Source organism: Pontixanthobacter luteolus, from assembly GCF_947494915.1.
Lineage (GTDB): Bacteria > Pseudomonadota > Alphaproteobacteria > Sphingomonadales > Sphingomonadaceae > Pontixanthobacter > Pontixanthobacter luteolus.
The window spans coordinates 1,439,587-1,465,556 of sequence record NZ_CANLWR010000001.1 but is presented as its reverse complement, the minus strand read 5'-3'; the positions used below and the strand labels follow the sequence as shown (position 1 = coordinate 1,465,556).

The window sequence follows — 25,970 nt, the reverse complement described above, 5'->3', positions numbered from 1 at the left end:
CCATAGGGCGCCTCTTTCGCAGGGGCACTGATGGCAGAACACGATACCAGAACCGGATTGCTGTACGCGCTGGCAGGCTTTGCGTTATTGTCGGTTGGCGATGCTGTGATCAAAACGATGGCCGGCCAGTGGTCGCCAATCGCGGTAGCTGCACTGAGGTTTGTATTCGGGGCAATCGGATTGTCTGCGCTGTTGCTGGTCCAGCAAGGCCCACCGGCTTTTCGCCCGCGCAGGCCATGGCTGCAATTTGGCCGGGGCCTGTGCCTTGCAATGGCAACGATTGGCTTCTTTTCGGCAGTTTTCCTGATGCCGCTTGCAGAGGCGACATCGCTGATTTTCGTTGCTCCCATTATCACGGCCATCCTCAGTGGTCCGATCTTGAAAGAGCGTGTCCCGCGGATAACGTGGCTGGCATCGCTTGCTGCGTTTGGCGGCGTGATGCTCATCTTGCGCCCGAATTTTCTGGAACTGGGCTGGGCGGCGTGTCTGCCGCTGGGTTCTGCGCTGTTCATGAGCCTTCTGGTCTTGGCCAACAGGGCGGTTGCGCGTGACGGAAGTGCCCTTTCGATGCAGGTTTTCATGGCTGGGGTTGCTGCGCCCACTCTGATCCTTGCTGCTGCCGCGGGTCATTTCAGCGGTGAACCAATCTTGTCGATCGGCGTGCCTGACTGGACGGTGATCGCCCGCTGCGCGCTTGTCGCGGTAACTGCCAGCACAGCGCACTGGCTGGTGTTCATCGGCACGACGAAAGCGGGCGCGGCCACCATCGCGCCCATGACTTACGTGCAGATACTGGTCGCAGCATCGCTTGGCTGGCTGTGGTTCGGCGATGTGCCTGACATTGCCACATTTGCCGGTGCGGGCATCATCATCGCTGCCGGTTTGATGCTGTGGTACGCGGGCAGACCGCGAACACTGCCAATCAGCGATTGAAACGACTGCAGCAGTCGCTACACGAAGCGGAAAGCTGTTTCGGGTAAAGCTGCCCGAACATTTGCAAGAACTTGAAAGTAAGGCTTCATTCCATGTGCGGTATTATCGGGATTGTCAGCGAAAACCAGGTTGCGGATCGGCTAGTCGATGGCCTGAGGCGGATGGAATATCGCGGCTATGACAGTGCAGGCGTGTGCACGATCGATAACGGGCAGCTGGTGCGCCGCAGGGCGCAGGGCAAGCTGAACAATCTGGTCGAAGAGCTGGCTGGCAATCCGGCACCCGGAACGATCGGCATAGCCCATACCCGCTGGGCCACGCATGGCGCGCCAACCACACACAACGCGCACCCGCACGCGACTGGCGAGGTTGCTCTGGTCCACAACGGAATTATCGAGAATTTCAAGCAGCTGCGCGATGATCTGATCGCAAAGGGCCGGTCGCTGGAAAGCGACACCGATACAGAGGCGGTTGCGCATCTGGTGTCGGAAGAGATTGAAGGCGGCGCCAGCCCCGAAGATGCGGTGAAGGCAGTGCTGCCGAAACTTCGCGGAGCTTTCGCTCTGGCGATTGCATTCCGTCAGAATCCGGACCTGCTCATCGGCGCACGCCTCGGCTCGCCGCTGGTCGTGGGTTACGGCGAAGGCGAAATGTTCCTTGGTTCCGATGCACTCGCACTGGCCCCACTGACCCAGAAAATCGCCTATCTGGAAGAAGGTGATTGGGTCGTGATCACCAAGGGTGAGGCGCGGATATTCGACAGTGAAAACAATCCAGTAGAGCGCGAAATTACGACTTCGGGAGCGTCGGCAGCTGCAGTAGAGAAGGGCAATTACCGCCACTACATGCAGAAAGAGATTTTCGAGCAGCCGACCGTGGTCGCGCAGACATTGCAGAGCTATGTTCACCGGGCTCAGGAAACCGTGGCACTGCCGCAGATCGATTTCGACCTTTCCACGATCAAACGCGTCACCATCGTCGCCTGCGGAACCTCGTTTTACGCTGGGATGGTCGCGAAATACTGGTTCGAACAGTTTGCCCGAGTGCCGGTCGATATCGATGTCGCGAGCGAATTCCGCTACCGCGAGCCGGTGCTGGAAGATGGCGGGCTGGCCCTGTTCATTTCGCAGTCGGGTGAAACCGCAGACACGCTCGCAGCCCTGCGTCACTGCAAACAGGCAGGGCAAACCATCGGCGTGGTCGTCAACGTGCCGACCAGCTCGATGGCACGCGAGGCCGATCTTCTACTTCCGACCCATGCCGGTCCAGAGATCGGCGTTGCTTCGACCAAGGCGTTTACCTGCCAGCTGGCAGTGCTTGCCGCTCTCGCTGCGCATCTGGCGGTGAAGAAAGGCCACATGAGCCGGGATGAAGAACGCGAGGTGGTTGGACACCTTCTTGAGGCACCTGCGTGTCTGAACGCGGCGCTTGATCACGATGATGATATCGCCAGCATGGCTCATCTGATCGCTCCGGCGCGCGACGTACTGTATCTGGGCCGCGGGCCTGACTTCCCGCTGGCACTCGAGGGTGCGCTTAAACTCAAGGAAATCAGCTACATCCACGCCGAAGGGTATGCTTCGGGTGAAATGAAACATGGCCCGATTGCGCTGATCGATGATCAGGTTCCAGTCATCGTTATTGCGCCATCTGGTCCGCTGTTTGAAAAAACCGTCTCCAACATGGAGGAGGTCCGTGCGCGCGGTGGCCAAATTGTACTGATCTCCGACCGTGAAGGTCTGGACGCGGCGGGCGAAGGTTGCATCGCGACGATCGAGATGCCGCGTGTTCACCCGCTTATCGCTCCGCTGGTTTACGCTGTGCCTGTCCAACTGCTCGCTTATCATACGGCTTGCGTTAAAGGCACCGATGTCGACCAGCCGCGAAACCTCGCCAAATCGGTGACGGTCGAGTGATGGTGTGAGCAGGAATTTTCCTTTAAGTTTCTGATCTGAAGTAAATTTGCCCCGCTCTGAATGCCGGGTCGGGGCATCTTTGCGCGGGGCTTGTTTTACTGCCCGCTAACCTTTCTCGGTTACCGGCAACGGGTGAACAAAAACCCATCTGACCTTCCCGCGCTGCCGGCGCGCCTTCCTGCGCTGGCTGTCGTCGGGATCACCAGTCCCGGACAGGATGACTGGGCGCGCTTGCGCGGCCTGCAATACGCCAAGTTGGCCAAGGGGGTTTTGCCACGCATGATCGCGCACGGCGTGGCCGCAGCGCTGGTGTTCTGGATTTTCTGGGCAAGCGTGGGGCCGATTGCAATTGCCGCCTGGACTGCGGCGCTGGCAGGCGTGCTTTATTACGGAAACCGCTGCGATCAGGGTTTGGCTGATGCCGAAAGCCGGCGGCTGACCCGCGACGAATTTCGAAAACACTGGGTCGCGGTGGTGCTGATCAGCTTGGTTTGGTGCATACCGATAGTCGGCTTTTCATTACTGGCGGGCCCGCGGGAATTGCTCGCCATATGGGCAATAGCCTGCACTCTTTCAGTTGGATCCGTGCTGGTCGTGGCGGCTGCTCCGCTGGGGACCATTATATTTGTGACCATCACGGCGCTGGCGGCGGCAATTACTGGCTTGATCCTCGGCGATTATGCCACTTCCGCGATCTCCATGTTCTTCGCTGGCCTGCTCTGCGTGGGAACGATAGAAAGCGCACGAACCTACCTCACCGCACGAATTGCCGAAGCAGGTGTTGCTGAGAAAAGCGAAGTCGTGTCGCTGCTTCTTCGCGAATTTGAGGAAAACCAGGCCGATTGGCTGTGGCAGGTCGATACCAACCGCAAGGTGCGCAGTATCTCGCCGCGTTTCGCATTCGCGCTGGGCAAACCGCCGGAAGAGATCGAAGGCAAGCCTTTCATCCAGCTGATCGCCGGCGATGCGTGGGAGACGGGCCATTTCGTGCCAAGTCTTCACGATCTGGCCGAGAGGCTCAAGCGGCGCGAGAACTTCTCCAACCTGATCGTCAAGGTCACCATCAATGCAGAGCATCGCTGGTGGGAGCTGTCCGGCACACCGATCCTCGACGAACAGGGGACCTATATGGGGTTCCGGGGCGTGGGGTCGGACGTGACCGAACAGCGCGAATCGAGCGAGAAGATTGCCTATCTTGCGCGGTACGATACGCTTACCGGCCTACCGAACCGGCTGATGCTGAACGAGGCGCTGCGTGATGCGATCCGCTATGCGGAACAATGGCGCACGCGCTGTGCGTTCCTGATGCTGGACCTGGACCGGTTCAAGGCCGTGAACGATTCGCTCGGCCATCTGGTCGGCGACCAATTGCTGGCGAAGGTGTCGAAACGGCTCAAGGAATTGATGGACGATAACACGATGTGCGGCCGTCTGGGCGGGGATGAGTTCGCAATCGTGATCAGGGACGCATCCGAAAAGGGCACGATCGAAAATCTGGCGCGCAAGGTGATCGCACGGCTTTCCCAGCCTTACGACATCGATAACCATACTTTGTATGTCGGGGCCAGTGTCGGTTCGGCTGTCGGCCCGCGAGACGGCAATTCCGTTGAAGAGATTATGCGCAATTCGGACCTCGCATTGTACCGCGCGAAGGATGAAGGCGGGGGCGAGCACTTCGCCTATGAACCGTCGCTACACGCATCAGCGGAGGAGCGGCGCAAACTCGAATTTTCGCTCCGGCGTGCGCTTGAACGCAACGAGATGTCGCTCAACTTTCAGCCTGTGGTCGATGCGCATGAGGAAACAATTGTCAGCTTCGAAGCCCTGCTGCGCTGGAACAGCCAGGAACATGGCTTTGTGCCGCCTGACAAATTCATCCCGCTGGCAGAGGATACGCGCCTGATCGTGCCGATAGGAACTTGGGTGCTGGAACAGGCCTGCCAAGAGGCGACGCGGTGGCCGCGCCATGTGCGGATCGCGGTAAACGTATCGGGCGAACAATTGATCGAACCGGAATTTGCCGCCTCTGTCATTCGTGCGCTGTCGCAAAGCGGACTGGAGGCGAGCCGGCTCGAAATCGAAGTTACGGAAAGTATCTTCCTGCGCGATGCGAATATCGCCAGGGCCGCTCTCGAACAGGTGATCGCACTGGGCTGCACCGTCGCGCTGGACGATTTCGGCACCGGCTATTCTTCACTGGGGTATCTCCGCAAGCTGAGCTTCTCGACCATTAAGGTTGACCGCAGCTTCGTTCAGGGTGCGGCGCAAAACAGTGCCGAAAGCCTGGCGATTATCCGCGCAGTTGTGGCCATGGCCGACAGCCTTGAAATGACCACGACCGCCGAAGGAGTTGAGAATGCGGAGGAAGCTGAATTGATCCGCAAACTCGGCTGCACAAAGATCCAGGGTTATTACTTCGGTCGACCGATGCCGGCGGTCGAAGCGTTGTCACTGTTTGAAGACGGCGGACGTTTGATCGCCTGATCGCCTGATCGCCTGATCGCATGGAGCGAGCGCCGGTCAGGCGTGAACAAGCCCGTGCACAGCGTTTTCAAATAGAGTGCGCCCGTCGGTGCCGCCATGTTCCGGTTCAATCGCCCGCTCAGGGTGCGGCATCATGCCCAGCACGTTGCCGGCCTGGTTCAGGATACCGGCAATATCACGGCGGGAACCGTTGCAGCTCTCAAGATAGCGGAATGCCACGCGGCCTTCGCCTTCAAGCCGGTCGAGAGTGTCCTCATCGGCAAAGAAATTGCCATCGTGATGGGCAACCGGAATATGGATCGTTTCACCCGCTTCATAGCCGCCGGTAAACAGGCTCTGGTTGTTTTCAACCTTGAGAGCGACCGTGCGGCAGATGAAATTCTGGCTCGCATTGCGCATCAGGGCGCCGGGCAGCAGGCCGCTTTCCGTCAACACCTGAAAACCGTTGCATACACCGAGAACCGGCACGCCGCGTTCAGCGGCAGCAATGACTGCCTTCATGATCGGACTGCGCGCGGCCATTGCGCCTGAACGGAGGTAGTCACCGTAGGAGAAGCCGCCGGGCAGGGCGATGAAATCCAGTTTTTCGGGAAGTTCGGCATCACCGTGCCACACGCGCAAAGGCGCTGAGCCAGAGACCTTGGCCAGTGCCTCGGCCATATCCCGGTCGCAGTTGGAACCCGGGAAAGTGATTACGGCAGAACGAAACGACATTAGGCTGTTTCCAGTTTTTCGATCCGGTAGTTTTCGATGACCATATTGGCGAGCAATTTGCGGCACATCTGATCGAGATCATCATCGCTCGTATCATCTGCCACGTCGAGTTCGATCAGTTTGCCTGCGCGAACATCATTCACGCCTGCGAAGCCAAGCGCTTCGAGTTCGTGATGGATTGCGCGGCCCTGCGGGTCGAGCACGCCGGGTTTCAGCGAAACGTGAATGTGGACTTTCATGGGCGAGTGCTCCCGCATATGGCGCAGCGGCGCCGGGTTCGAACTTGCCCGCAGCCTATGACGTGCGACTCGCTTCGCTGCAAGGCGAAGCTGGCCATTATCCGCCGCTGACGGTTTCGTGCTTTGCCTTGCTCTCGTGCAGGACCAGCACTTCGACAGCGGCATCTTCGCTCAAATACCTTTCCGCCATCATGCGGACGTCCTCTGCGGAAATGCCTTTGATGACGTCTTCCGATTTCAGAAAGCGGGCGATGTCTTCTGGATGGGATTGGCCCCTATCAACGAGGCCGAGCCAGCTTCCATTGCTTTTCAGGGCATTGGAATACGCCTCCAGCAAGGGCTGACGCGCTCGGGCAAGGGTGTCGGCATCAACCGCATGTTCTTTGAGCGCATTGACCGCTCTGGATATCGCCGCGCGGGTTTCCTCGATGTCGGACACGTCCACTGATGCTGTTATAGAGAAGGTCCCATAACCCGGGAAAATCCCCGACAGTGCATTGCTGGAGGTTGGCGAATACGCCTTGCCCAATTTCTCGCGCAGCTCTTCCTGAAGCCACAGCCGGGTCACCCGTTCCAGTAGCTCGAGCGTCTGCGCTTCGCGCAAGTCTTCATCGTCGCGGGTGGGCCACGTATAACGCAGCAAGGCCTGATCAGGTTCGCCCTGATGGGTGACAATCCTTTGAGAGCGGTCGGCGGTGAATTGGCGGTTGCGAGCCTCCGTATAGGGCTGGAATTCTGTCTCTCTTTGGGGAAGGGCACCGAGCGTTCGCGCTACAAGGCCGATGGCCTGTTCAGGGTCGAAATCACCGACCAGCGCAATTTCCAGCGCCCCGCCCGTCAATCGCCCGGCGATGTCGGCGCGCAACTGGCTAAAGGTCCTCTCCTTCAACGCCTTCTCGCTTTGCAACGAAAAACGCGGGTCAGCGTCAGACAGGATGCTGCCGAGAGAGGCTGACAGAGCATTGCCGGGCGTCGCGTCCAGGGTCTTGAAATAATTGGTTACATTGCGGCGATACCGGGTCTGTGCCTCTTTGCGATAACCCGGATCGGTCAGCGTCGCTGCAAGCAGTTGCAGCTGCAATTCCAGATCACGCCCCGTGGTGGTGCCGCTGCTGACAAAAGTATCGCTGCCGCTGCTGATCGTGATGCGGGCGTTGCGCCCGGCAAGTATGGTCTGGAGTTCATCGACCGAGTGTTTGCCCAGGCCGCCAGCAGGAATCGCTGCGACAAGTGACGTCACAAGCGGGTTCTGTCTGGTGTTGAGCAAATCGCCGCCATCGACATTCATCCTGAAACTGATCCGATCCTGCGACAGGTCAGTCTGTTTCAGGTTAAGCATTACGCCATTTGCAAACCGGACTTTTCGGATACCGAGATCGGCATCTTTCTCATCCGACACGACCTGTCCGGCTGGCCCAAAATCGGTATAGGCGAATTGGCTGGCGGCAATTGTTTCAGGTCTGCTGATCTTGCGCGAGGCGAGCTCGTTCCAGCTTGAACGAAGCGCCGCTGCCCCGCCATCCGGCGCGATTCTGCCACGGAACCGGATCATCGGATTGTCGAGCCGTGCAGCATCGTTCCTTACCGCAGCCAGCACAGCAGCAGGAGTTATGTAGGGTGCAAAACGTTCAAATCGTTCGAGCGAACTTTGCGGAGTGGAGGGAACAATCCCGTCGTCGATCAGAGCAGACGCAGCTCTGATCAGGCTGCTATTGCGCCGGGTGGATGCTGCTGAAACTGCGTTTTCCTGCCCGGCGCGTGTTCGCGCGACCTGTTCGCTTACCTCAGCATCGGAGAAGCCGAACGCGAGAGCGGTTCGGAGGGTCAACGCGGCAGCTTCCAGACCCTTTGCCCATCCGCCATCGGCGGTATCTACGATCAGGTTGGTGGTCCGCCCATCTTCGAAAATCGTGCCGGTGCCGAAACCTGCCGAACGAAAGGGCGCATCCTCCCCTTGGGCAAGGCGCTGTAGCCGGCGGTTGATCACCCTGTATCCAATTTGCCGAAGCAGGTTCTGCTGGCGGCTAGCCACGGTGTCGATCTCGTCCAGCGCGGCTGTGTTGCGGGATATCGCAACCCGTTCGGACAATGCCGGATCGAGGTAAATGTCCGTTTCACCGGCACGCTCCAGCGCGATCGGCCCTACCGGTGGTTCAACCGGCAATGGTGCTGCCGCCCAGTCTGAAAAATGGTCACGGATCGCTGTTTCTACGCTGTCAGTTTCGAAATCGCCGACGATCATCAGCACCGTGTTGGCTGGTACGTATTCACGCGCGTAAAATTCGCGGAACTGATCGGCAGTTGCTTGCTCAAGCACCTCGGGAATGCCGATCGGAAAACGATCGATATAACGCGCGCCGGGGGTGAGGAATGCGAAGCGGTCTTCCGTCTCTCGCTGCGAATAATTCCGGCGGTCGCGGCGCTCTGCCAGAATAACGCCGCGTTCCCGGTCGATAGCGTCCGGGTTCAGATTGAGTTCGCTAGCGGTCTCGCGCATCAGCATCAGCGCAGTGTCCAGCAGAGCCGGATCATTTCGTGGCAGGTCAAGCCGGTAACTGGTGTTCTCGAAACCGGTGCTGGCGTTGGTGTCGGCACCGAATGCCAGACCTTCGCGTTCCAGCAATTTGATCATCTCGCCTTCCGGAATGCGCCGTGATCCATTGAACGCCATGTGCTCAAGAAAGTGCGCCAGCCCGCGTTCCTCATCGCGTTCCGACAGAGAGCCGGAACCGATCTGCATCCGCACCAGCGCGGTACCTTCTGGCCGATTGTTTTCGCGAATGATGTAGCGGAGCCCGTTTTCGAGCGCGCCAAAACGAAACGCCGGGTCTACCGGAACATCGCTTTCCTCGAATGCCCATACTGGCTGCGCAGGCGGCGCAGTTTCCTGCCCGAGAACCGGAGCGGCGAATACAAGCGATAATGCAGCAGCGAGGGCGAATCTCATCTCAGGTCAGCGGCCTAATCCAAAGGCGCTGTCGAGACGATTAACGGCCCGCAGCTGACTTACTTCTTCGGCTTGGTTTCGCGCAATTTGCCGCGGTGCGCGCTGAGGTCGAACACTTCGCCCGGGCCGTTGTCCTCATTACCGAGAATTCCCAAGCGGCGCGCCACTTCCTGATAGGCCTCTTCCTCGCCGCCAAGATCACGGCGGAACCGGTCCTTGTCGAGCTTCTCGTTGGTTTTCATGTCCCACAGGCGGCAGCCGTCGGGGCTGATTTCATCGGCTAGAATAATGCGGCTGAAGTCGCCGTCATACATGCGGCCGAATTCCAGTTTGAAGTCGATCAGGCGGATGTCGATTGCAGCGAACATCCCGCAAAGGAAATCGTTGATCCGGATCGCCATGCTGGAAATGTCCTGCATTTCGTCCTGGCTGGCCCAGTTGAAGCAGGCGATGTGTTCTTCGCCGACCAGTGGATCGCCCAGTGCATCGTCCTTGTAGCAATATTCGATCAGCGTGTGCGGGAGCGGTTCACCTTCTTCGAGGCCAAGCCGTGTGCAGATCGAGCCTGCCGCAACATTACGCACGATCACTTCGATCGGAACAATTTCCACCTGCCGGACCAGCTGCTCACGCATGTTCAGGCGGCGAATGAAGTGCGTCGGGATGCCGATATGGCTTAGCCGCGTGAACACATATTCGCTAATGCGATTGTTGATCACACCCTTGCCGTTGATCGTGCCTTTTTTCTGCGCGTTGAATGCGGTGGCATCATCCTTGAAATACTGGATGATCGTGCCTGGCTCAGGACCTTCGTAGAGAATCTTGGCCTTGCCTTCATAAATCTGGCGACGACGGGACATGGGCGTTTCCTTCGGTGCGCTTACAGGCGCGAAAAATGCAGCGCCCCGGCTGACGAAACGGTCCGCTTCGAACGCCGGGGCGTGCACGGCTTTTACCGTCAGTGAGGCGAAAGTGCAATCAGTGAGCGGAAGGCGAACTTTCTTCTTCCACCGCTGGTGCGTGTTCGGCCTTCAGGCTCTCGATCAGCTTGCCCAGGGTGGCACGCTGAACAAGGACAGAGAACAGGACCGCAGCAAAGGTTGCAGCAAGCAGCAGGTCGCGCGTGGGCCCGGCGGGCAGCGACAGCGCGAGAGCAATCGAAATGCCCCCGCGCAGGCCGCCCCACCACAGCACGCGTCCGGCGCCTTTATTGTCCAGCCGCGCGGCGGGAATGATCTTGGTTGCGCTGCCGACCGCGATTGCCCGCGCTGCCAGGGTGATGACAATCGCTGCCAATCCGAAGATTGCCGCATCGGTTCCGGGCGCGAGGGCAATCAATTCGAGACCGATCAACAAGAACAGCACGGAATTCAGCAATTCGTCGACCAGCTCCCAGAACTTGATAAGATAATCGCGGGTCACATCGCTCATCGCATAAGTAACCCCGTGATTGCCGATCAGCAGACCTGCAACAGCCATCGCGAGCGGTCCGGAAATGTGCAGCTGGGTGCACAGCGCATAGCCGCCCATCACGATTGCGAGTGTGATCAGCACTTCCAGCGTGTATTCATCCATGCTGGCAAGCGCACGGTAGCCGATGAAGCCGAATACCAGGCCGACCAGCACGCCGCCGCCCGCCTCGATCGCGAACAGGCGGGCCCCTTCGGCAAGCGAGAAATCGTTGCCGGTAACTGCTGCGCCGAGCAGGATCACGAACACCACGATGCCCACGCCGTCATTGAACAGGCTTTCGCCGGCGACCGCAGACTGAAGCGATGCCGGGACATTTTCTTCCTTGAGAACGCCCAGTACCGAAACCGGGTCAGTCGGGGAAATCAGCGCGCCGAACACAAAGTACCAGATCGGGGTGATCGGCAGGCCGAGCAGCAAGCCGAGCCCCCAGCTTGCCGCACCGATCAGCAATGTCGAAATTACGACACCGACCGTAGACAGCAACAGCACCGGCAGCCAGGCGACCCTCAACCGGTCCAGATCGACATGCAATGCACCGGCGAACAATAGAAAACTGAGCATGCCCTGCAGCAGCGTGTCGGTGAAATCCATCTGTTCGAGGAGGCCGGCGACCCAGTCATCCAGGATAATCCCCGGAATGAAAGCGTCCGCCACCATCAGGCCGATTGCGCCCAGCGCGCCCATTACGGTCAGGCCGATGACATGGGGCAATTTGATGAAATGATGGTTCAGCCAGCCGAGGAAAGCAGAGGCAACCACGAGGATCGCGGCAATATCGAAAGGCGAAAGCGTGGTCGATGTTTCGTGCATTCACAGCGCATACCCCGCGTGCCGGGCGATTCCAATCAAATGCGCAATCGTTCAGATACTTGCCGCGCAGCGTGCGGTCAGCCAGAACCGCCTTATGGCCGCAATGTCTTCTCTGGAAAGCGAACGCTTTCATTATCGCCACTCAGGCGTGCGCATTTGTTCGGACATTCGTTTGCCCGAGTGGTCGGCGTTCGCAGATGACGAGCAGGGCGCGAGCGGCGTGGATATTCGCATAATTCTTGCGCCCGATGCGGGGTCAGCAGAGCCGCCACCGGGGCATGGAACTTACGACGATGGGACGCTTTGCTTCGCGGTCGATAGCATCGGATCATGGACGGTTAGTGGCGGGCGAGAGATTGCCGTACATCCCCATCCGGGCATTGGGGCGAGGGAGCTGCGGCTTTTCACACTCGGCAGCGCGTGGGGCGCGCTGGGTTATCAGCGCGGCTGGGCCATGTTGCACGGCAGCGCTGTGGCGAGGAATGACACCGCGGTTCTGTTTTGCGGGGATGCGGGCCAGGGCAAATCGACGCTGGCGGCGGCGATGACTGAACGCGGCTGGAAGCTGGTCGGTGACGATTTGAGCCGGATCGAGCCGGGCGGGGCAGGGCATACACCGGTGATCCACCCGTCATCTGCCCGGCTCAAATTGTGGGACAGCGCGCTTCATCATCTGGGATTGAATAGCGAGGGGCTGGAGCGCGATTTCTTCCGCGACGATAAATATCACCTTGCCGTTGATCCCGGCCAATTGGCGGCGCAGCCTCAGCCCTTGGCCGCGATTTTCATTCTGGGATGGGATGATCGCCTGACTGGCGAAAGGCTACGCGGGGCGGAGGCCGTGCGCGGGCTGGCCGAGGCATCGATGTACAGAAAGGAATACCTGGAATTGATGGGCACGCTTGCTGAACAGATCGTCCATTGTGCGCGGATCGCCAGCAATGTCCCGATCTACCGGATAGGCAGGCCGAGGGATTTCAAATTGCTGCCGAATGTGTGTTTGCAGGTCGATAAAATGCTTTCAGACATTGCAGCCGTGCGCGATCTGGCCGAGTAGACGGGCATGACTATTCGATACCAGAGGGAGGGCACGACGGGGTACCTTCTGATCGACCGGGCTGACCGCCGCAACGCAATCACGCTTGAAATGTGGCAGGCGATCCCCAGTCTGCTCGATGAAGTGGAGGCGGAAGAAGGCCTTTCAGTGCTGGTCGTGAAATCCGCCGACGATGGATATTTCAGTGCGGGTGCGGATATTCGCGAATTGCTGGCAAACAAGGACGATGATGATTGGCGAGCTGCCAACCATGCCGCGATCTCGGAAACGCAGCACCGCCTTGAGAGATGCCCGTTGCCGACTGTGGCATTTATTGACGGTGACTGCATTGGCGGCGGATGCGGGCTTGCGCTGGCGTGCGACATTCGCGTGGCTACCCCGCGCGCCCGGTTCGGGATCACACCTGCCAAGCTGGGGATCGTCTACCCGTTCCACGACATCAAACTGCTGATCGAACTGGTCGGGCCGGGGCAGGCGAAACGACTGCTTTACACCGGCGATCTGATCGACGTTGCTGAAGCGCGCGACATTGGCCTGATCGAGATTATCGCCAGCAGCCCCGATGCGCTTGAGCGGGCCATCAGCAAGGCTTCCGGATCATCCAATCGGGTGATGAAGGCGTTGATGCGCCGCATTCTCGATGGGCAGGTGGCAGAGGATGCAAAGACGCAAGCCCTGTTTGCAGATGGTTTCCGGTCGGCGGATTTTCTGGAAGGCGCGCAAGCCTTTATCGAAAAGAGAGCGCCCGATTTCTCGTAAAAAGAACCACACACCAAATGGAGCGAAGTGATGGATATTTCCAAGCTGATGTACCGGGACGGCCTGATGGATGGCGAACGCATTCTTGTCACCGGCGGCGGGACCGGACTGGGGCGGGAAATGACCGAGGCGTTCCTCAAGCTTGGCGCTGATGTTCATATTTGCGGGCGGCGGCAGAACAAGCTGGATGAAGCTGCCGAGGAATTGATGGCGGCTCATGGCGGGAAAGTAACCGGGCACGCGTGCGACATCCGCGATGCTGATGCGATCAAGGGCATGGTCGATGCGATCTGGGCCGAGGGCGGCGCGCTGACCGGCGTCGTTAACAATGCAGCCGGAAACTTCATCAGCCGCACGGAAGATTTGTCGGTGAACGGGTTTAACGCGATTTCCGACATCGTTTTCCGCGGGACCTTTTATGTCACGCACGAAATCGGGAAACGGCTGATCGCGGAAGAGAAGAAAGCCAGCTTCCTGTCGATCCTCACAACCTGGGTCTGGAATGGCGGGCCGTTCGTCGTTCCATCTGCGATGAGCAAATCCGCAATCAACACCATGACGCAGAGCCTTGCGGTGGAATGGGGCCGCTATGGCCTGCGTTTCAATGCCATCGCACCGGGCCTGTTCCCGACCGATGGCATGAGCGCGCGGTTATCGCCCGGCGGGCGCGGTGATAACTCGAACGACCGGATGAACCCGATGGGCCGTCACGGCAAAATGCATGAACTCGCCAATCTGGCCGTGTTTCTCATGGGGCCTGGCGCAGAGTGGGTAAACGGACAGACAATCGCGATCGATGGCGCAGGATATCAGGCAACCGGGGGCAATTTCTATCAGATGCTGAGCCCCCTCGGCGATGAAGAGTGGGACCAGATGCGCGCAATGATCAAGGGCACAAATGCCAAGGACAAGGCAGACCGGGCGACCTAGGCGGCAGCGTCTTCCGCCAGCGTCTGAGCGGTCCTGTAGTCCGGCTTGCCATTGTTGAGCCTTAGCGACCTGCCGGTAAACACGTAGAGGCGCGGCGCCTTGTATCCTGCCAGCCGGGAGCGCACGTGCGAGTCCAGCGCGTTTTGAAGCGCTGCGTCCCCGCAGATGACGGCGGCGATCTTGCGGCCGAAACGCGGATCAGGAACGCCGACGACCCGAACATCGGCCACTCCGCTGACTTCCTGCAGAACGGCTTCGACTTCTTCCGGGAAGACTTTCTCGCCGCCGGTGTTGATGCACATATTGTCGCGGCCCTGGAATTCGATGCTGCCGTCGCTGCGATAGCGGGCCCGGTCGCCGGTCATCAGCCAGCGTTTGCCGTCTATTGTGGGGAAGGTTTGCGCGTTCTTTTCGTCTTCCCCCAGATAGCCCAGGGGCAACGGGCCTGAGCGAGCGAGGATGCCGAACTGGTCCGAGCCCGGTTCGATCTCGCGCAGGTCGTCGCCCAAGACCTTTGTGTCGCGTCCGGGAATGGCGGCAAAATTGCCGCCGCCGGATGTACCAGCGGCAGTGGTGATCGTGACTGCCGTTCCGGCGCTCTCACTGGAACCCAGCGCATTCACGATAATCAATGCAGGGTTTACGGCGATGAGGCGCTGTTTGACCGACTGGCTGAACACCGCGCCCGACGAAGTGATCATGCGAAGGCTTGCTATAGCCTCTGCCGCGTCGCTGCGCGCTTCCAGGGCATCGGCAAGCGGCATCGCGAACGCATCCCCGACGAATGTAAGCGAACGCGCCTGATACTGGCGGACCGCGTCGATTGCCTGATCGGGGTCGAACCGCGTCGCAGGCACAGTCGCCAAGGTTCCGCCGCGCATCAGATGGATCATCGCAGCGAATTGACCAGCGCCGTGCATCAACGGGCTGAGCAGCAGCAGAGGCGCAATGGAGCTTTCTGCCGAAGGAGGAAGGGCGGCAGCGAATGCCGAATGTTCTGCAAGCGAAGCCGCAATCTTGGGCGGTTCCCCAATGCCCTGCGGCCAATGCGAGATCTGGAAAGCTTCCCAGGCATCTTCGAACGGCCACATCACCGCCTTTGGCATTCCGGTCGTCCCGCCTGTAGCTGTGAAAAACAGCGCTTGCGGGTCACTGTGCGGGTTGAAACCTTCTGCAACCGGATGAGCTGATAAGGCGCGCCATTGGTCAGATGCCGGATTGCTGGAGATAACGTGTTCCAGAACAGAAGACCTGGCGGACAAGGCGATATCCGTGAATTCATCTTCGGCGAACAGAACTTTCAGCCCGAAACGGGTGAATATGTCGCGCAGCTCGCCTTCCTGATAGTGGTAATTGACATTCACCGGGATCACGCCGGCTTTTGCGCAGCCGATATAGGCGAGGATGTATTCAGGCGAATTGCGCTGCATCTGGCCGGCAACGTCACCCGGCCTCATTCCTGCATTGATCAGTCCGCAGGCAATCGAATCCGTTATCGCATCGAGTTCCTGCCAGCTAACCGTGCGAGTGTCATGCACCAGCGAAGGCCTGCCGCGTTCAACACACTGTGCAATCGCTTTCGCTGCAACGCCGAAATTCTCGCCACGCCAATTCATTTGCAAAGCCTAGCATCGCGGCAGGCATTGCCAAGAACTTACAGCGGTTCTGGAAGAGGGGGGAGATGGTGCCCAGAGGCAGATTCGAACTGCCGACACCACGATTTTCAATCGTGTGCTCTACCAACTGAGCTATCCGGGCATCTCCACCGGGGCCAATTAATCCCCAGCGCTTGTTGGAAGCGGCGCTATGGCGAAGGCGCCGATGATTGGCAAGGGGGTAATAGAGCTAAGCGCAGGAAAAACGACCAACTAGGCCTATTCCTGGAGTTCCCAGTCCTCCGGCGCCAGCTCTTCAGGTGCAGCAGGCCGGCCAGGCACGGCGTATCCGTCGCTGAACCACTGGTTCAAATCGCGGTCCCGGCAGCGACTCGAGCAGAACGGTGCGAATTCCTCCGAGCGCGATTTCTTGCAGATGGGGCAGGCTTTGGTCTTGGTCATAGCGGCACCGCCTGCGCGAATCCGGCTTCAAGCGCAAGGTACGGGTCCATTGCCGTCCGCACTTCGCGGCCTGTCCGGCGCGAAAGTTCGGCCAACCAGGCATCCTGAAACTTGCCCGCGACAGCCGGATGGCAATTGAGCTGCAATGCGCCGGGCTCTGTCACGTGCTCTGCCTTGCGAAGCAGCAGGCATGCAGCAGAAGCGGCGCGAGCGTAATGGATATGCTGGATCAGGGAAGGGCGCTCAAAGCGCGCCACAATCTGAATGAAGCCGAACCCGTTCATTGCAGTGCGTTCGTGCGGCCAGTGATCCAGCGCAGCCTCTATGGCCTGATCTACGGCCTTTCTGTCGGCTTTTGCCTGCAGGGTAGGGAAATCAATCCCGATCGATCCGGAAAGATTGAACCTGCCGATCGATTCCGCAATCGGGTTTACAGCTGACAGGGCCAGCAAACGCGCATCGGCTGCATCATTACCGCCGCCGTCGATATCGATCAGCATCATCGCCGGCGTATCTGCGAAAATCAGCTCGCCGCCATCAAACGGTACGGCGCCGTTCCATGCCTCCAGCCACAATTCGTTCCAATCGCAATCGGGGAAGCGCCGGACGAGCTTTGGCTTACACCCCTGCGCCGTCAGCTGATCGAAAAGCGTGTCTGCGGCGGTGGGGGCTTCATTGGTCGGCACGGCATGGGCGAGTTTGCGGCGGTCCCTTTCAGGAACCTGCGAGCGTACAACCTTGCAGCGAATGGTGCTGCCTTCGCTGGCCGACACCGCAAGCCCGCTGACCAATGCCTCTTCGCCGCTGGCAAATTGCACCGTCCCCCGCTTGCTGCCTTTCGCGCGCGACACCAGCCGGGCATCGGACACATGGCCCGGGCCCAGCATTCCGCGCCGGTAAACACGGCTTTCAAGGATCCTGCCATGATCGCACAAAACGGCACGGTCTTCGCCGATACCGTGTTCGACCAGCCATTCAGCCAATTGGAAAACCTGCGGATTTCAGAAGCGCACGCGTTTCATACAGCGGCAAGCCCATCACTGCGGAATGGCTGCCGCGGATCCATTCAATCAGGCCTTCTGCCTGCCCCTGGATTGCGTAGCCGCCTGCTTTTCCCTCCCAATCACCACTGGTGATATAGGCGTCGAGCTCTTCTGCAGAGAGGCGCTTGAACTTGACGATTGTCTCGTTGAGCTTTTCACGCAGCGTGCCATCCGGCGATAGCAGGGCAACAGACGACAAGACCCGGTGCCGCCGCCCTGACAGCAGCGTCAGACAGTCGCGTGCGGTTTCTTCATCTTCAGCCTTGGGCAGGATTCTGCGGCCGGCTGCAACCACTGTATCGCCCGCCAGAACAAACCCGTCTGAAGATGTAGCGGCCAGCGCTTTCTCGCGGCCCATGCGTTTTGCATAGTCGCGCGGCAGTTCAGTCGGCTGCGGGGTTTCGTCAATGTCGGCGGGCGCGATGCGCGCAGGTTCGATCCCCAAGCGGCCAAGCAATTCGCGCCGTCTGGGGCTGGCCGATGCCAGTATCAGGGAGAGAGCGGACAAATCCGCCGCCGCTTATTGTGGGCCAGGGCCCTGACCGGGGCCGCCACGGCCCGGCATGAAGCGGTAGGTGATACGCGCCTTGGTCAGGTCATACGGGGTCAGTTCGCACAGCACTTCGTCGCCAACCAGCACGCGAATGCGGTTCTTGCGCATCTTGCCTGCGGTGTGGCCGAGCACTTCGTGGCCGTTTTCAAGCTCTACCCGGAACATCGCGTTGGGCAGTAGCTCCACCACTTTGCCGCGCATTTCGAGGAGTTCTTCTTTCGCCATGTGTGTTCGTTTTCCCGTATGTGATCTGCAGTTGGTCGAATAATGTTGCGCGCCCATAGCCCCCGGCGGGATAAAAGGGAAGCCTCCTGCGTATTGAGCGTGTTCGAAGTTCTTAAATCCTTATTCGTCAGGGCCGCATCATTCAGGCCGTGAGACAATCCGATACACGACCGCCGGTTGACCGGACCGGAGGTCGGCGGCAATTGGCGGGCAAGGGTGGGAACTGACCGTTTTATGGAAAGCCAATGCTCTGATGCGTTTTACCACCTCAGCCTCGATCATCGCTCTCGCCATCTGCGCGCCCCTTTCGGCGCAGGAAAGCGCCGAGGGAGAACCGCTGCCAGATGCCTCTTCAGGCGATGAAATTCTTGTCATTGCTGACCGGTTGCGCGGACAGATTGAAAGCTCTCAGGCACCGATCCTGGAACTGGATGAAGCTGATATCGCGGCTTACGGCGTATCCTCGATTGAAGATTTGCTCGCCGCTATCGAGCCGCAGACCGGATCCTCGCGCGGTCGCGGCGGCGGACGTCCGGTTTTTCTGGTCAACGGGATCAGGGTCGGCAGTTTCCGTGAGTTTCGCTCCTACCCGCCAGAGGCGATCCGCAAGGTTGAGGTGCTCCCGGAAGAAACTGCTCAGAAATTTGGCTTTCCGCCTGACCGCCGGGTCATCAATTTCCTGCTCAAGGACGACTTTTCCGCGCTCACCGCAGAAGTGGAATACGAACAGCCGTTCGATGGCGGATATTCGTATAACGAACAGGAACTTACGCTTCTGAAAATCACTGGCGGCGGACGGCTGAACCTGAATCTGGAATTCAGTGACAGGTCGCTACTGACCGAAGCGGAGCGCGGTATCATCCAGACACCGGGTAGCATCCCTGGCGTCCCTGGCGATCCCGACCCTGCGCAATACCGTAGCCTGATCGCGGATAGTGCGAATATCGAAGCGACAGCAAACTGGGCCAAGGCATTCACAGACAGCGGTGCTTCGCTGAGCGCAAACGGAACCTATGAGCGATCATCAAGCCGCAGCCTGTCGGGCCTCAACACAGTCATACTGACCGCGCCAAGCGGCGAAAGCGCGGTCCGGACGCTGGGCGCGGATAATCCATTGGTGCGGCGCAGCCAGTCGGATACTTTCTCCTCCGCAGCATCCTATTCGCGGCCTGTGGGTGATTTCCAGCTCACCGCAACTGCAGATGCGAGCTACGTGTCTTCAACGGCGAAGATCGACCGACGTGCGGATACGTCGGACCTTGTCGCTGCCGCGGCGGCTGGCACGCTTGCGATTGATGCCGCCCTGCCGGCGTTAGCCGATCCGGGTTTCGATATCGCAGATACCGACACCTATTCGGCGACGAGCAAGCTGACCTTGCGGGGCACGCCTGTCCTGCTGCCCGCAGGCGAATTGTCGACAACTTTCGATCTGGGTTACGACTGGGACCGGATTGAAAGCGAAGATTCGCGCGCCGGGTCAGCAATCCAGCTTACCCGCGGCAACGTCAATGGCGGGATCAACGTGGCTGTACCGGTCACCAGCGTTCGCGATGACGTGCTCGCCGCTGTCGGCAGCGTCACCTTGAACGGGCAGGCCGGGTTCAATCACTATTCCGATTTCGGCACGCTTTACCGGCTGACGGGGGGCGTCACCTGGGCACCTACGGACACGCTCGACCTGCAAGCGACATATGTCTGGCGCGAAGTGCCGCCTTCTTTGTCACAGCTGGGCAGTCCGCAAGTGGAGACGCTGAACGTGCCCACTTTCGACTTTGCAACCGGCGACACTTCGCTCGTCACTGTCACCAGCGGCGGCAATCAGAATCTGAAAGCAGAAACACAGTCTGACTGGAATTTCTCTGCCAACTGGGAACTGCCCTTTATCGATGGTGCACGGCTCAGGGCCGAATATGTCAACAATCGATCGAGCGACGTCTCTTCATCATTCCCGTATCTTACCCCTGACGTCGAAGCGGCGTTTCCGGACCGGGTTACGCGGGACAATACAGGCCAATTGATCGCGGTTGATCAGCGGCCCGTGGATTTCTTTGAAACACGGACAAAGCGGCTGACATTCGGGCTGACCTTGCGCGGTTCTATCGGGTCCGGTGATCGCGGTGGACGACCGGGCAGTGGCGGCCCGCCGCGCGCGAGTGCGCGGGATGGGGCGGTGCGTCCGGACAGGGCGGCTGAAGGCCCCAGAGGGCCGGTCACCGACGAACAGCGCGAACGCTTCATGCAATTCCGCGAGCGGCTTTGTGCCGATGATGGCGATGAATTCCTGAAGCGCGTCGCCCAGGCTCTAGCGGCGGGTGAGGCACCGGCGGATATCCCCGGTTTCGATCCTGAACGATTGCGCCAGATGATCGACCGGTTCCGCAGCGAAGACGGAAGCATTGACGAAGAACGGCTGGCTGCCTTCCGCACACGCATCTGCGACAGCGACGCCTTCCCGCGCGCGGACGCAACCGGGGATCGTAACGGACAGGAGCGCGCCCAAGGCCAGCAACGGAGTCCGCGGGGCGGTATGCCGCGCGGACTGCCGGGCCGGCCGCAAGGTACGCGGTATTTCCTCAATCTGTCGCACAGTATCGAACTGGAGCGTGAAATCCTGATTGCCGAGAACGGCCCGCTGCTGGACCTTCTGGACGGAGACAGCCTGACGTCTTCCGGCAACCCGCGCCATTCGGCTCAGCTTGAGGGTGGAATTTTTTCCAACGGATACGGAATGCGGCTTTCGGCGCGCTATACCGGATCGTCCCGCATCGATGGGACGGACGGTGCCAGCAGCACAAATCTGTTCCTGGATGATCTGGCGACGCTCGATCTGCGTCTGTTTGCAGACCTCGGCACCGTTTTCAAACAGGATGAAGGCCTGCTGAAGGGGATGCGCGCAAGCTTCCGGATCGACAATGTATTCGATGGCCGGCAGCGGGTGACAGACAGCAATGGCCAGACACCTATCGGTTTCCAGCCATTACTGATCGATCCGGTCGGCCGCTACGTCGGCATCGACCTTCGCAAACTGTTCTAGTGCAGGCGCGTTCTGGGGAATAGCAGACTGGCAAGTCCAGATGGTGCGAAAGGTTTCCATTCGCCTTCACGCTGGGCAAGCCTGTCCGCGATGGCCAGCATCACTGTCGGGTTCACGCCAAGGCCGCAGTGGCTGGCGTGAACTTCGATGTTTTCCGTCTGACCGGGTAATCCTTCGCCGGGTTGCTGGACGGAACCGCGCCAGTGAACCACACCGTCGGTCTTGGTCAGGATCGAAGTGGTCGGGACGGGCGGGGCAGCATCCAGCCCGGTGAAACGACCTGCCTTGATCGGCTCAGGTTCCTTGCCATTGAGATATTCGAACAACAGGCGCGCGCTGGTGTGATCACGGTCGTCGCTGATCGGGCTGCCAAGCGAAATGACGCAGCGGACTTTCTCTGGCAACATTTTCGCGAGTTCGCGGGCGAATACACCGCCAAGGCTCCAGCCAACGATGGAGATTTTCCCGTCGGTATCCCCGTGCAATTGCTCAACACATGCGGCCATGGCTTCGACGCGGTCGTTATCGACTTTCACGTTGCGGCCCAGCTGCCAGCCTGCAGTCTGGTATCCCAGGCTGTCGAGCAGCGACCGCATCGGCCGGGTTGAACTGTCGGTCGCCATGAAGCCGGGTAGTACCAGCACGCCGTGACCGTCACCTTTCGGCAAAGTGCTCATTGCCGGCCGCAAGGCCAGGAAGCTGGCAAATTCTGCCATTGCCCGGCCCGGTTCCGCCAGCGTGAGCAAACGGTGCGGAGGACGCGCGGGCTTTGCTGCCGCTTCGATGGTCAGTGCTGTCATTTGGTTGATTTTCCTTTGGTTGCGACCTTGCGCGCTCTTTGCGGCGCCTTGCTTGCCGTGGAATTCTTCGCCGCTGTCTTTTTAGCAGCGGCCTTTTTCGGTGCGGCCTTGGTGGCAGCGGTTTTCTTCGCCGGTGCCTTTCGGGCAGCAGATTGTTTCTTAGCAGCTGGTTTTTTGACCGGCCCTTTGCGCGGCGCAGCCTTTTTTGCTTCAGCAGGTGTCTCGTTACGCTTGGCGAGGTCCCTTAGTTCCTCGAAGCTTTCTTCGATGCACTGTGCATAGAAATCGGGATCAGGCATTAGGCTGCGACAAGCGGTGAAGGCGATTGTCGCCTCGTCAACGTAACTTTGCACGACATGGCCGAGGCCAAGCCCGTCGGTCAGGCACAAAAGGCCCATCTGGCTTTCCAGCCGCGCCCCGCTCGAATAAATCGAAACGGGCGGGCCGGGCACATTCGTCACAACCGTCGAATACGGCGCGCTGACGCGGTTCGCGAGGCCGAGCCGTGTGTACAGCTGCGCCCCCAAAGCCATGAACAGTGCCGGGCTGACCTTGCTCATTTCAGTCATGTTGCGCGCGCCCATCGCCTCGGTCATCGCCTTGCTGTTGGTCGTCTTGTCATGCACGAAAGCAAGCCGTTCAGCGGGATCTTCGATATGGGTACCCAGCGGTGCGATCATGGCCGCGACCTGATTGCCCATATCCCCCTTTTCATCCTTGGACCGGACTGAAATCGGTGCCATCGCCGTGAGCGTGCGCCCGGGTAAATCGTCCTTGCTGAGCAAGTATTTGCGCATTGCCCCGCCGACAATCGCGAGGAACACATCGTTGACCTTGCAGCCCGGCGCCAAAGCGCGGATTGCCTTTATGTCGGCCAGTGGCACGCTTCGGCCTTCGACCACCCGGTTGGGGGAAATGACGCGATTGAACCGGCATCGCGGCGCAACCATGTCTGCGCCGACCTTGAAATCCTTGACCGCCAGACCCTTGATCGCGTTCGCAATTCCCGGCGCAGCCTTTGCCGCGACTTCGAGCTGCTTCATCGGGTTGGCAAGCGCGCTGACATATGACCGGCCCAGCAGCTCGACTGCGCTGGGTATTTTTTCCGCCTGCCAGGTATCGGGTGTTTCCGGCGGCGGTGCATCGGGTTCCAGCGTGTGCATCGCTTCCAGCAGATCGACGCCGCTCATTCCGTCGATGGCCGCATGGTGCACCTTCGTGACCATGGCGTAACTGCCCTTGGTGACACCTTCGATATTGTCGAGCCCTTCGACGATTGTGAATTCCCACGGCGGCCGCGTCAGGTCGAGCGGGCGGGCAAAGATGCGCGCGGCCTGAATGCACAGCTGGCGCCAGTCACCAGGTTTGGGCAGGGCAACATGGCGGACATGGTATTCGAGATCGAAATCCGGGTCTTCGATCCAATAAGGATAATCCAGATCGAAAGGCACCTTGACCATCCGCTGGCGGATAGTGCGAGACAGCTGCATCCGGCTCTCGAAGAAATTCAGAATGTCCTTGAAGCGGACAAATCCGCCAGGCGCGGTCTCAGGGTTGTAGATCAGCAGCGATCCGATGTGCATCGGGGAATTGCGCGTTTCCAACGCAACGAACGACGCATCCATACCCTGTAACTGGCGCAATAGTCGGCACTCCTCCTGTTTCGCTCCGTTCTTCGCCGGATGCGTAACACAGGCGTAACATGGTAAAACGCCGCGTCAATGGCCGGGAAATGCGGTATCCGCCGCTTCGGCTGGGGCTCAAAGCGTTCTGCTGGTTCCGCGTCCGATGCGCGTCCATGCCATTAGGCTGTGCGAAACTCGCCGGAATTCTTCCATTCGTTGCGCTGTCCCCTATGTAACAAGCATGGCCAAGACCCCCGCCGGAACCCCGCATGACCCGAGAGGTGCAGAACGCTTCAATGAAGAGCGCGCTGCCTATACGGTTGCTTCGGCCAAGCCCGATCTGGAGGCGGGGCTGAAGGCGATCCGCGATACGGTGAAAACCCTGAAGCCTGTTCCCGGCGTTTACCGGATGCTCGATACGCGCGGCGATGTCCTGTATGTCGGGAAAGCGCGCGCGCTGAAGAACCGCGTTGCGAACTATACCCAGGCGAACAATCTGACGCAGCGGCTCTTGCGGATGGTCAGCCAGACGCGCCGGATGGAAATTGTCACCACCAACAGCGAAGCGGAAGCATTGCTGCTGGAGGCGCAGTTTATCAAGCGCTTCCGCCCACCGTTCAACGTCCTTTTGCGCGATGACAAGAGTTTCCCGTTCATCCTGCTGCGGACTGACCACGGTTTCCCGCGGATTATGAAACACCGCGGGGCAAGGCGCGCAAAGGGCAATTATTACGGCCCCTTCGCCAGCGCCGGCAGTGTCAACACGACAATTAACGCGCTGCAGAAACTGTTCCTTCTAAGGTCTTGTACAGACAGCTTTTTCAGCCGCCGTGAACGGCCCTGCCTGCTGTATCAAATCAAGCGTTGCAGCGCGCCATGTGTGGGGCGGATCGACGAAGATGGTTATGCGGGCCTGGTGAAGCAGGCGCAGGATTTCCTCGGCGGAAAATCATCCGCCGTGCAGCAGGATCTTGAGCGTCAGATGGCCAAGGCGGCTCAGGATCTCGACTTCGAAACGGCAGCGATCCTGCGCGACCGTTTGCGCGCCGCGACCTTCATTCAGGGCAGTCAGGCGATCAATGCCAGCGGTGTCGGCGATGCCGATGTCTTCGCGCTGGCGAGCAAGGGCGGCCAGATCGCAGTGCAGGCGTTCTTCATCCGAGGGGGGCAAAACTGGGGCCACCGCGCATTCTTTCCGACCCACACCAAAGATGTCGAAGATGACGAAATCCTCGCTGACGTGCTGGCACAGTTTTACGAAGAGGTGCCGCCGCCGCGCACCATTTTGGTGGACCGCGAACTGCCCGAACAGCCGCTGATCGAGGAAGCCTTTGCCGCCAGCGCAGAACACCGCGTGGAAATCTCGATCCCGCAGCGCGGCGACCGGCGCAAATTGATGCAGCAGGCCCAGCGCAATGCGGTTGAGGCATTGGACCGCCGGCTTGCGGAAAGCGGGACCAAGGCGAAGACGCTGCGTGAAATGGCCGAATTTCTGGAGCTGCCCGATGTGCCGCAGCGCATCGAAATTTATGACAACTCCCACATTCAAGGGACCAAGGCGGTTGGGGGAATGGTGGTTGCCGGGCCGGAAGGCTATCTGAAAAACCAGTACCGAAAGTTCAACATCAAGACCGCGCAGGGCAATGACGATTTCGGAATGATGCGCGAAGTCATGCACCGCCGGTTCAGTCGCGCGATGAAGGAAGACCCGGACCGCGAGACGAGCGGGGAGAAAACCGTCTGGCCCGATCTGGTCCTGATTGACGGCGGCAAGGGACAGATGAGCGCGGTGCGCGATACGCTGGAAGAACTGGGTATCGAGGACGTGCCGCTAATCGCCATCGCCAAGGGGCCGCATCACGGCCGCGAGGGTCGCGAAGTGTTCCACTTTCCCGATGGTCGAGAGAAGACGCTGCCGGTCAACTCGCCGGTGCTGTTCTACCTCCAGACCTTGCGTGACGAAGTACACCGCTTTGCAATCGGCGCGCACCGCGCGAAGCGCAGCCGCGCGATCACCGCATCGCCGCTGGACGAGATACCAGGCATCGGCCCAACCAGAAAGCGGGCCTTGCTGCTGCATTTCGGGACCGCAGGCAAGGTCAGGGCGGCATCGCTGAAGGATCTGCAAAGAGCGCCCGGGGTCAGCGCAGCGGTGGCCCAGACGATCTACGATTTCTACCACGCCGCCGGATGAGGCAGGCAGCGATGGCAGCTGGCCAGAGCGGGTAGTCAGGCAGGGCCAGTCCGCCTTCCGTATATTGCCGTATATATTTGATTCAGATCAATGCGCAGGTGTGTGCAAGTGCCCATGATGAAAGCATAAGGAGTGATCGTTTCTGCGAGATGCGCAGCGCTCCTGAAAACTAGGAGA

Annotated in this window: 20 protein-coding genes and 1 tRNA gene; 8 read left to right on the top strand and 13 right to left on the bottom strand. The window is 59.6% G+C overall.

Annotated elements, in window-relative coordinates; genetic code table 11:
- The first annotated feature begins 30 nt into the window (after nt 1-30).
- The 3 genes from PO778_RS07135 to PO778_RS07125 all read left to right on the top strand — a co-directional run bounded on the left by PO778_RS07135 (nt 31) and on the right by PO778_RS07125 (nt 5,333).
- A complete protein-coding gene (locus PO778_RS07135) occupies nt 31-933 on the top strand; it encodes a DMT family transporter (RefSeq protein WP_271439066.1) in 903 nt (300 codons plus the stop codon).
- Between the two features lie 92 nt (nt 934-1,025).
- Nucleotides 1,026-2,849: a glutamine--fructose-6-phosphate transaminase (isomerizing) gene (gene glmS, locus PO778_RS07130; protein ID WP_271439065.1), complete on the top strand. Its 1,824-nt coding sequence runs from the start codon at nt 1,026-1,028 to the stop codon at nt 2,847-2,849.
- Nucleotides 2,850-2,981: 132 nt separating this feature from the next.
- A complete protein-coding gene (locus PO778_RS07125) occupies nt 2,982-5,333 on the top strand; it encodes a putative bifunctional diguanylate cyclase/phosphodiesterase (RefSeq protein WP_271439064.1) in 2,352 nt (783 codons plus the stop codon).
- Between the two features lie 36 nt (nt 5,334-5,369).
- On the opposite strand, the gene purQ is transcribed toward PO778_RS07125, so the two are convergent.
- From purQ to PO778_RS07100, 5 genes are all read right to left on the bottom strand, one after another.
- Complete coding sequence (gene purQ / locus PO778_RS07120) at nt 5,370-6,047, bottom strand: phosphoribosylformylglycinamidine synthase subunit PurQ (RefSeq protein WP_160730235.1); 678 nt, start codon at nt 6,045-6,047, stop codon at nt 5,370-5,372.
- Complete coding sequence (purS, locus tag PO778_RS07115; protein ID WP_160730234.1) at nt 6,047-6,286, bottom strand: phosphoribosylformylglycinamidine synthase subunit PurS; 240 nt, start codon at nt 6,284-6,286, stop codon at nt 6,047-6,049. Before purS ends, purQ begins: the two co-directional genes overlap by 1 nt.
- A gap of 97 nt (nt 6,287-6,383) precedes the next feature.
- Nucleotides 6,384-9,233: a M16 family metallopeptidase gene (locus PO778_RS07110; RefSeq protein WP_271439063.1), complete on the bottom strand. Its 2,850-nt coding sequence runs from the start codon at nt 9,231-9,233 to the stop codon at nt 6,384-6,386.
- 59 nt (nt 9,234-9,292) lie between these two features.
- Entirely contained in the window at nt 9,293-10,093 is an 801-nt protein-coding gene (gene purC, locus PO778_RS07105) for a phosphoribosylaminoimidazolesuccinocarboxamide synthase (protein ID WP_160730232.1), read from the bottom strand.
- Nucleotides 10,094-10,211: 118 nt separating this feature from the next.
- A complete protein-coding gene (locus PO778_RS07100) occupies nt 10,212-11,516 on the bottom strand; it encodes a cation:proton antiporter (protein ID WP_271439062.1) in 1,305 nt (434 codons plus the stop codon).
- A 94-nt stretch (nt 11,517-11,610) separates the two neighbouring features.
- Here PO778_RS07100 and PO778_RS07095 point away from each other — a divergent pair, with 94 nt between their 5' ends.
- From PO778_RS07095 to PO778_RS07085, 3 genes are read left to right on the top strand one after another with little or no spacing between them, the layout of a single operon-like run.
- Nucleotides 11,611-12,573, top strand: a complete 963-nt coding sequence (locus PO778_RS07095) for a hypothetical protein (protein WP_271439061.1) — start codon at nt 11,611-11,613, stop codon at nt 12,571-12,573.
- Nucleotides 12,574-12,579: 6 nt separating this feature from the next.
- Nucleotides 12,580-13,332, top strand: coding sequence for an enoyl-CoA hydratase/isomerase family protein (locus PO778_RS07090; protein WP_271439060.1), 753 nt, complete (start codon nt 12,580-12,582; stop codon nt 13,330-13,332).
- Nucleotides 13,333-13,362: 30 nt separating this feature from the next.
- Complete coding sequence (locus PO778_RS07085; protein ID WP_271439059.1) at nt 13,363-14,262, top strand: SDR family oxidoreductase; 900 nt, start codon at nt 13,363-13,365, stop codon at nt 14,260-14,262.
- Here PO778_RS07085 and PO778_RS07080 read toward each other — a convergent pair.
- The 6 genes from PO778_RS07080 to infA form a co-directional block, all read right to left on the bottom strand.
- Complete coding sequence (locus tag PO778_RS07080) at nt 14,259-15,878, bottom strand: AMP-binding protein (RefSeq protein ID WP_271439058.1); 1,620 nt, start codon at nt 15,876-15,878, stop codon at nt 14,259-14,261. The two genes, PO778_RS07085 and PO778_RS07080, sit on opposite strands and share 4 nt — an antisense overlap.
- Nucleotides 15,879-15,944: 66 nt before the next feature.
- Nucleotides 15,945-16,020 (bottom strand) — tRNA-Phe (locus PO778_RS07075).
- Between the two features lie 116 nt (nt 16,021-16,136).
- The gene (locus PO778_RS07070) at nt 16,137-16,319 is read right to left on the bottom strand and encodes a DNA gyrase inhibitor YacG (protein ID WP_160730226.1); all 183 of its coding nucleotides are present in this window, start codon (nt 16,317-16,319) and stop codon (nt 16,137-16,139) included.
- The gene (locus PO778_RS07065) at nt 16,316-17,302 is read right to left on the bottom strand and encodes a ribonuclease E/G (protein WP_271439057.1); all 987 of its coding nucleotides are present in this window, start codon (nt 17,300-17,302) and stop codon (nt 16,316-16,318) included. The genes PO778_RS07070 and PO778_RS07065 overlap by 4 nt, the downstream gene beginning before the upstream one ends.
- Nucleotides 17,295-17,870, bottom strand: coding sequence for a Maf family protein (locus tag PO778_RS07060; protein ID WP_271439056.1), 576 nt, complete (start codon nt 17,868-17,870; stop codon nt 17,295-17,297). Before PO778_RS07060 ends, PO778_RS07065 begins: the two co-directional genes overlap by 8 nt.
- A gap of 12 nt (nt 17,871-17,882) precedes the next feature.
- A complete protein-coding gene (gene infA / locus PO778_RS07055) occupies nt 17,883-18,140 on the bottom strand; it encodes a translation initiation factor IF-1 (RefSeq protein ID WP_011413465.1) in 258 nt (85 codons plus the stop codon).
- 253 nt (nt 18,141-18,393) lie between these two features.
- Here infA and PO778_RS07050 point away from each other — a divergent pair, with 253 nt between their 5' ends.
- Entirely contained in the window at nt 18,394-21,174 is a 2,781-nt protein-coding gene (locus PO778_RS07050) for a TonB-dependent receptor (RefSeq protein ID WP_271439055.1), read from the top strand.
- Here PO778_RS07050 and PO778_RS07045 read toward each other — a convergent pair.
- Complete coding sequence (locus tag PO778_RS07045; RefSeq protein WP_160730222.1) at nt 21,171-21,974, bottom strand: esterase/lipase family protein; 804 nt, start codon at nt 21,972-21,974, stop codon at nt 21,171-21,173. The two genes, PO778_RS07050 and PO778_RS07045, sit on opposite strands and share 4 nt — an antisense overlap.
- Nucleotides 21,971-23,617, bottom strand: coding sequence for a WS/DGAT/MGAT family O-acyltransferase (locus PO778_RS07040; RefSeq protein ID WP_271439054.1), 1,647 nt, complete (start codon nt 23,615-23,617; stop codon nt 21,971-21,973). The genes PO778_RS07045 and PO778_RS07040 overlap by 4 nt, the downstream gene beginning before the upstream one ends.
- 223 nt (nt 23,618-23,840) lie before the next feature.
- Between PO778_RS07040 and uvrC the strand changes: the two genes are divergently transcribed.
- Entirely contained in the window at nt 23,841-25,793 is a 1,953-nt protein-coding gene (uvrC, locus tag PO778_RS07035; protein ID WP_160730220.1) for an excinuclease ABC subunit UvrC, read from the top strand.
- Nucleotides 25,794-25,970 lie beyond the last annotated feature (177 nt).

Coding starts and splice junctions, on each gene's coding strand:
- PO778_RS07135 (WP_271439066.1), top strand. CDS start 31: ATGGCAGAACACGATACCAGAACCGGATTGCTGTACGCGCTGGCAGGC.
- glmS (WP_271439065.1), top strand. CDS start 1,026: ATGTGCGGTATTATCGGGATTGTCAGCGAAAACCAGGTTGCGGATCGG.
- purQ (WP_160730235.1), bottom strand. CDS start 6,047: ATGTCGTTTCGTTCTGCCGTAATCACTTTCCCGGGTTCCAACTGCGAC.
- purS (WP_160730234.1), bottom strand. CDS start 6,286: ATGAAAGTCCACATTCACGTTTCGCTGAAACCCGGCGTGCTCGACCCG.
- PO778_RS07110 (WP_271439063.1), bottom strand. CDS start 9,233: ATGAGATTCGCCCTCGCTGCTGCATTATCGCTTGTATTCGCCGCTCCG.
- purC (WP_160730232.1), bottom strand. CDS start 10,093: ATGTCCCGTCGTCGCCAGATTTATGAAGGCAAGGCCAAGATTCTCTAC.
- PO778_RS07100 (WP_271439062.1), bottom strand. CDS start 11,516: ATGCACGAAACATCGACCACGCTTTCGCCTTTCGATATTGCCGCGATC.
- PO778_RS07095 (WP_271439061.1), top strand. CDS start 11,611: ATGGCCGCAATGTCTTCTCTGGAAAGCGAACGCTTTCATTATCGCCAC.
- PO778_RS07090 (WP_271439060.1), top strand. CDS start 12,580: ATGACTATTCGATACCAGAGGGAGGGCACGACGGGGTACCTTCTGATC.
- PO778_RS07085 (WP_271439059.1), top strand. CDS start 13,363: ATGGATATTTCCAAGCTGATGTACCGGGACGGCCTGATGGATGGCGAA.
- PO778_RS07080 (WP_271439058.1), bottom strand. CDS start 15,878: ATGAATTGGCGTGGCGAGAATTTCGGCGTTGCAGCGAAAGCGATTGCA.
- PO778_RS07070 (WP_160730226.1), bottom strand. CDS start 16,319: ATGACCAAGACCAAAGCCTGCCCCATCTGCAAGAAATCGCGCTCGGAG.
- infA (WP_011413465.1), bottom strand. CDS start 18,140: ATGGCGAAAGAAGAACTCCTCGAAATGCGCGGCAAAGTGGTGGAGCTA.
- PO778_RS07050 (WP_271439055.1), top strand. CDS start 18,394: ATGCGTTTTACCACCTCAGCCTCGATCATCGCTCTCGCCATCTGCGCG.
- PO778_RS07045 (WP_160730222.1), bottom strand. CDS start 21,974: ATGACAGCACTGACCATCGAAGCGGCAGCAAAGCCCGCGCGTCCTCCG.
- uvrC (WP_160730220.1), top strand. CDS start 23,841: ATGGCCAAGACCCCCGCCGGAACCCCGCATGACCCGAGAGGTGCAGAA.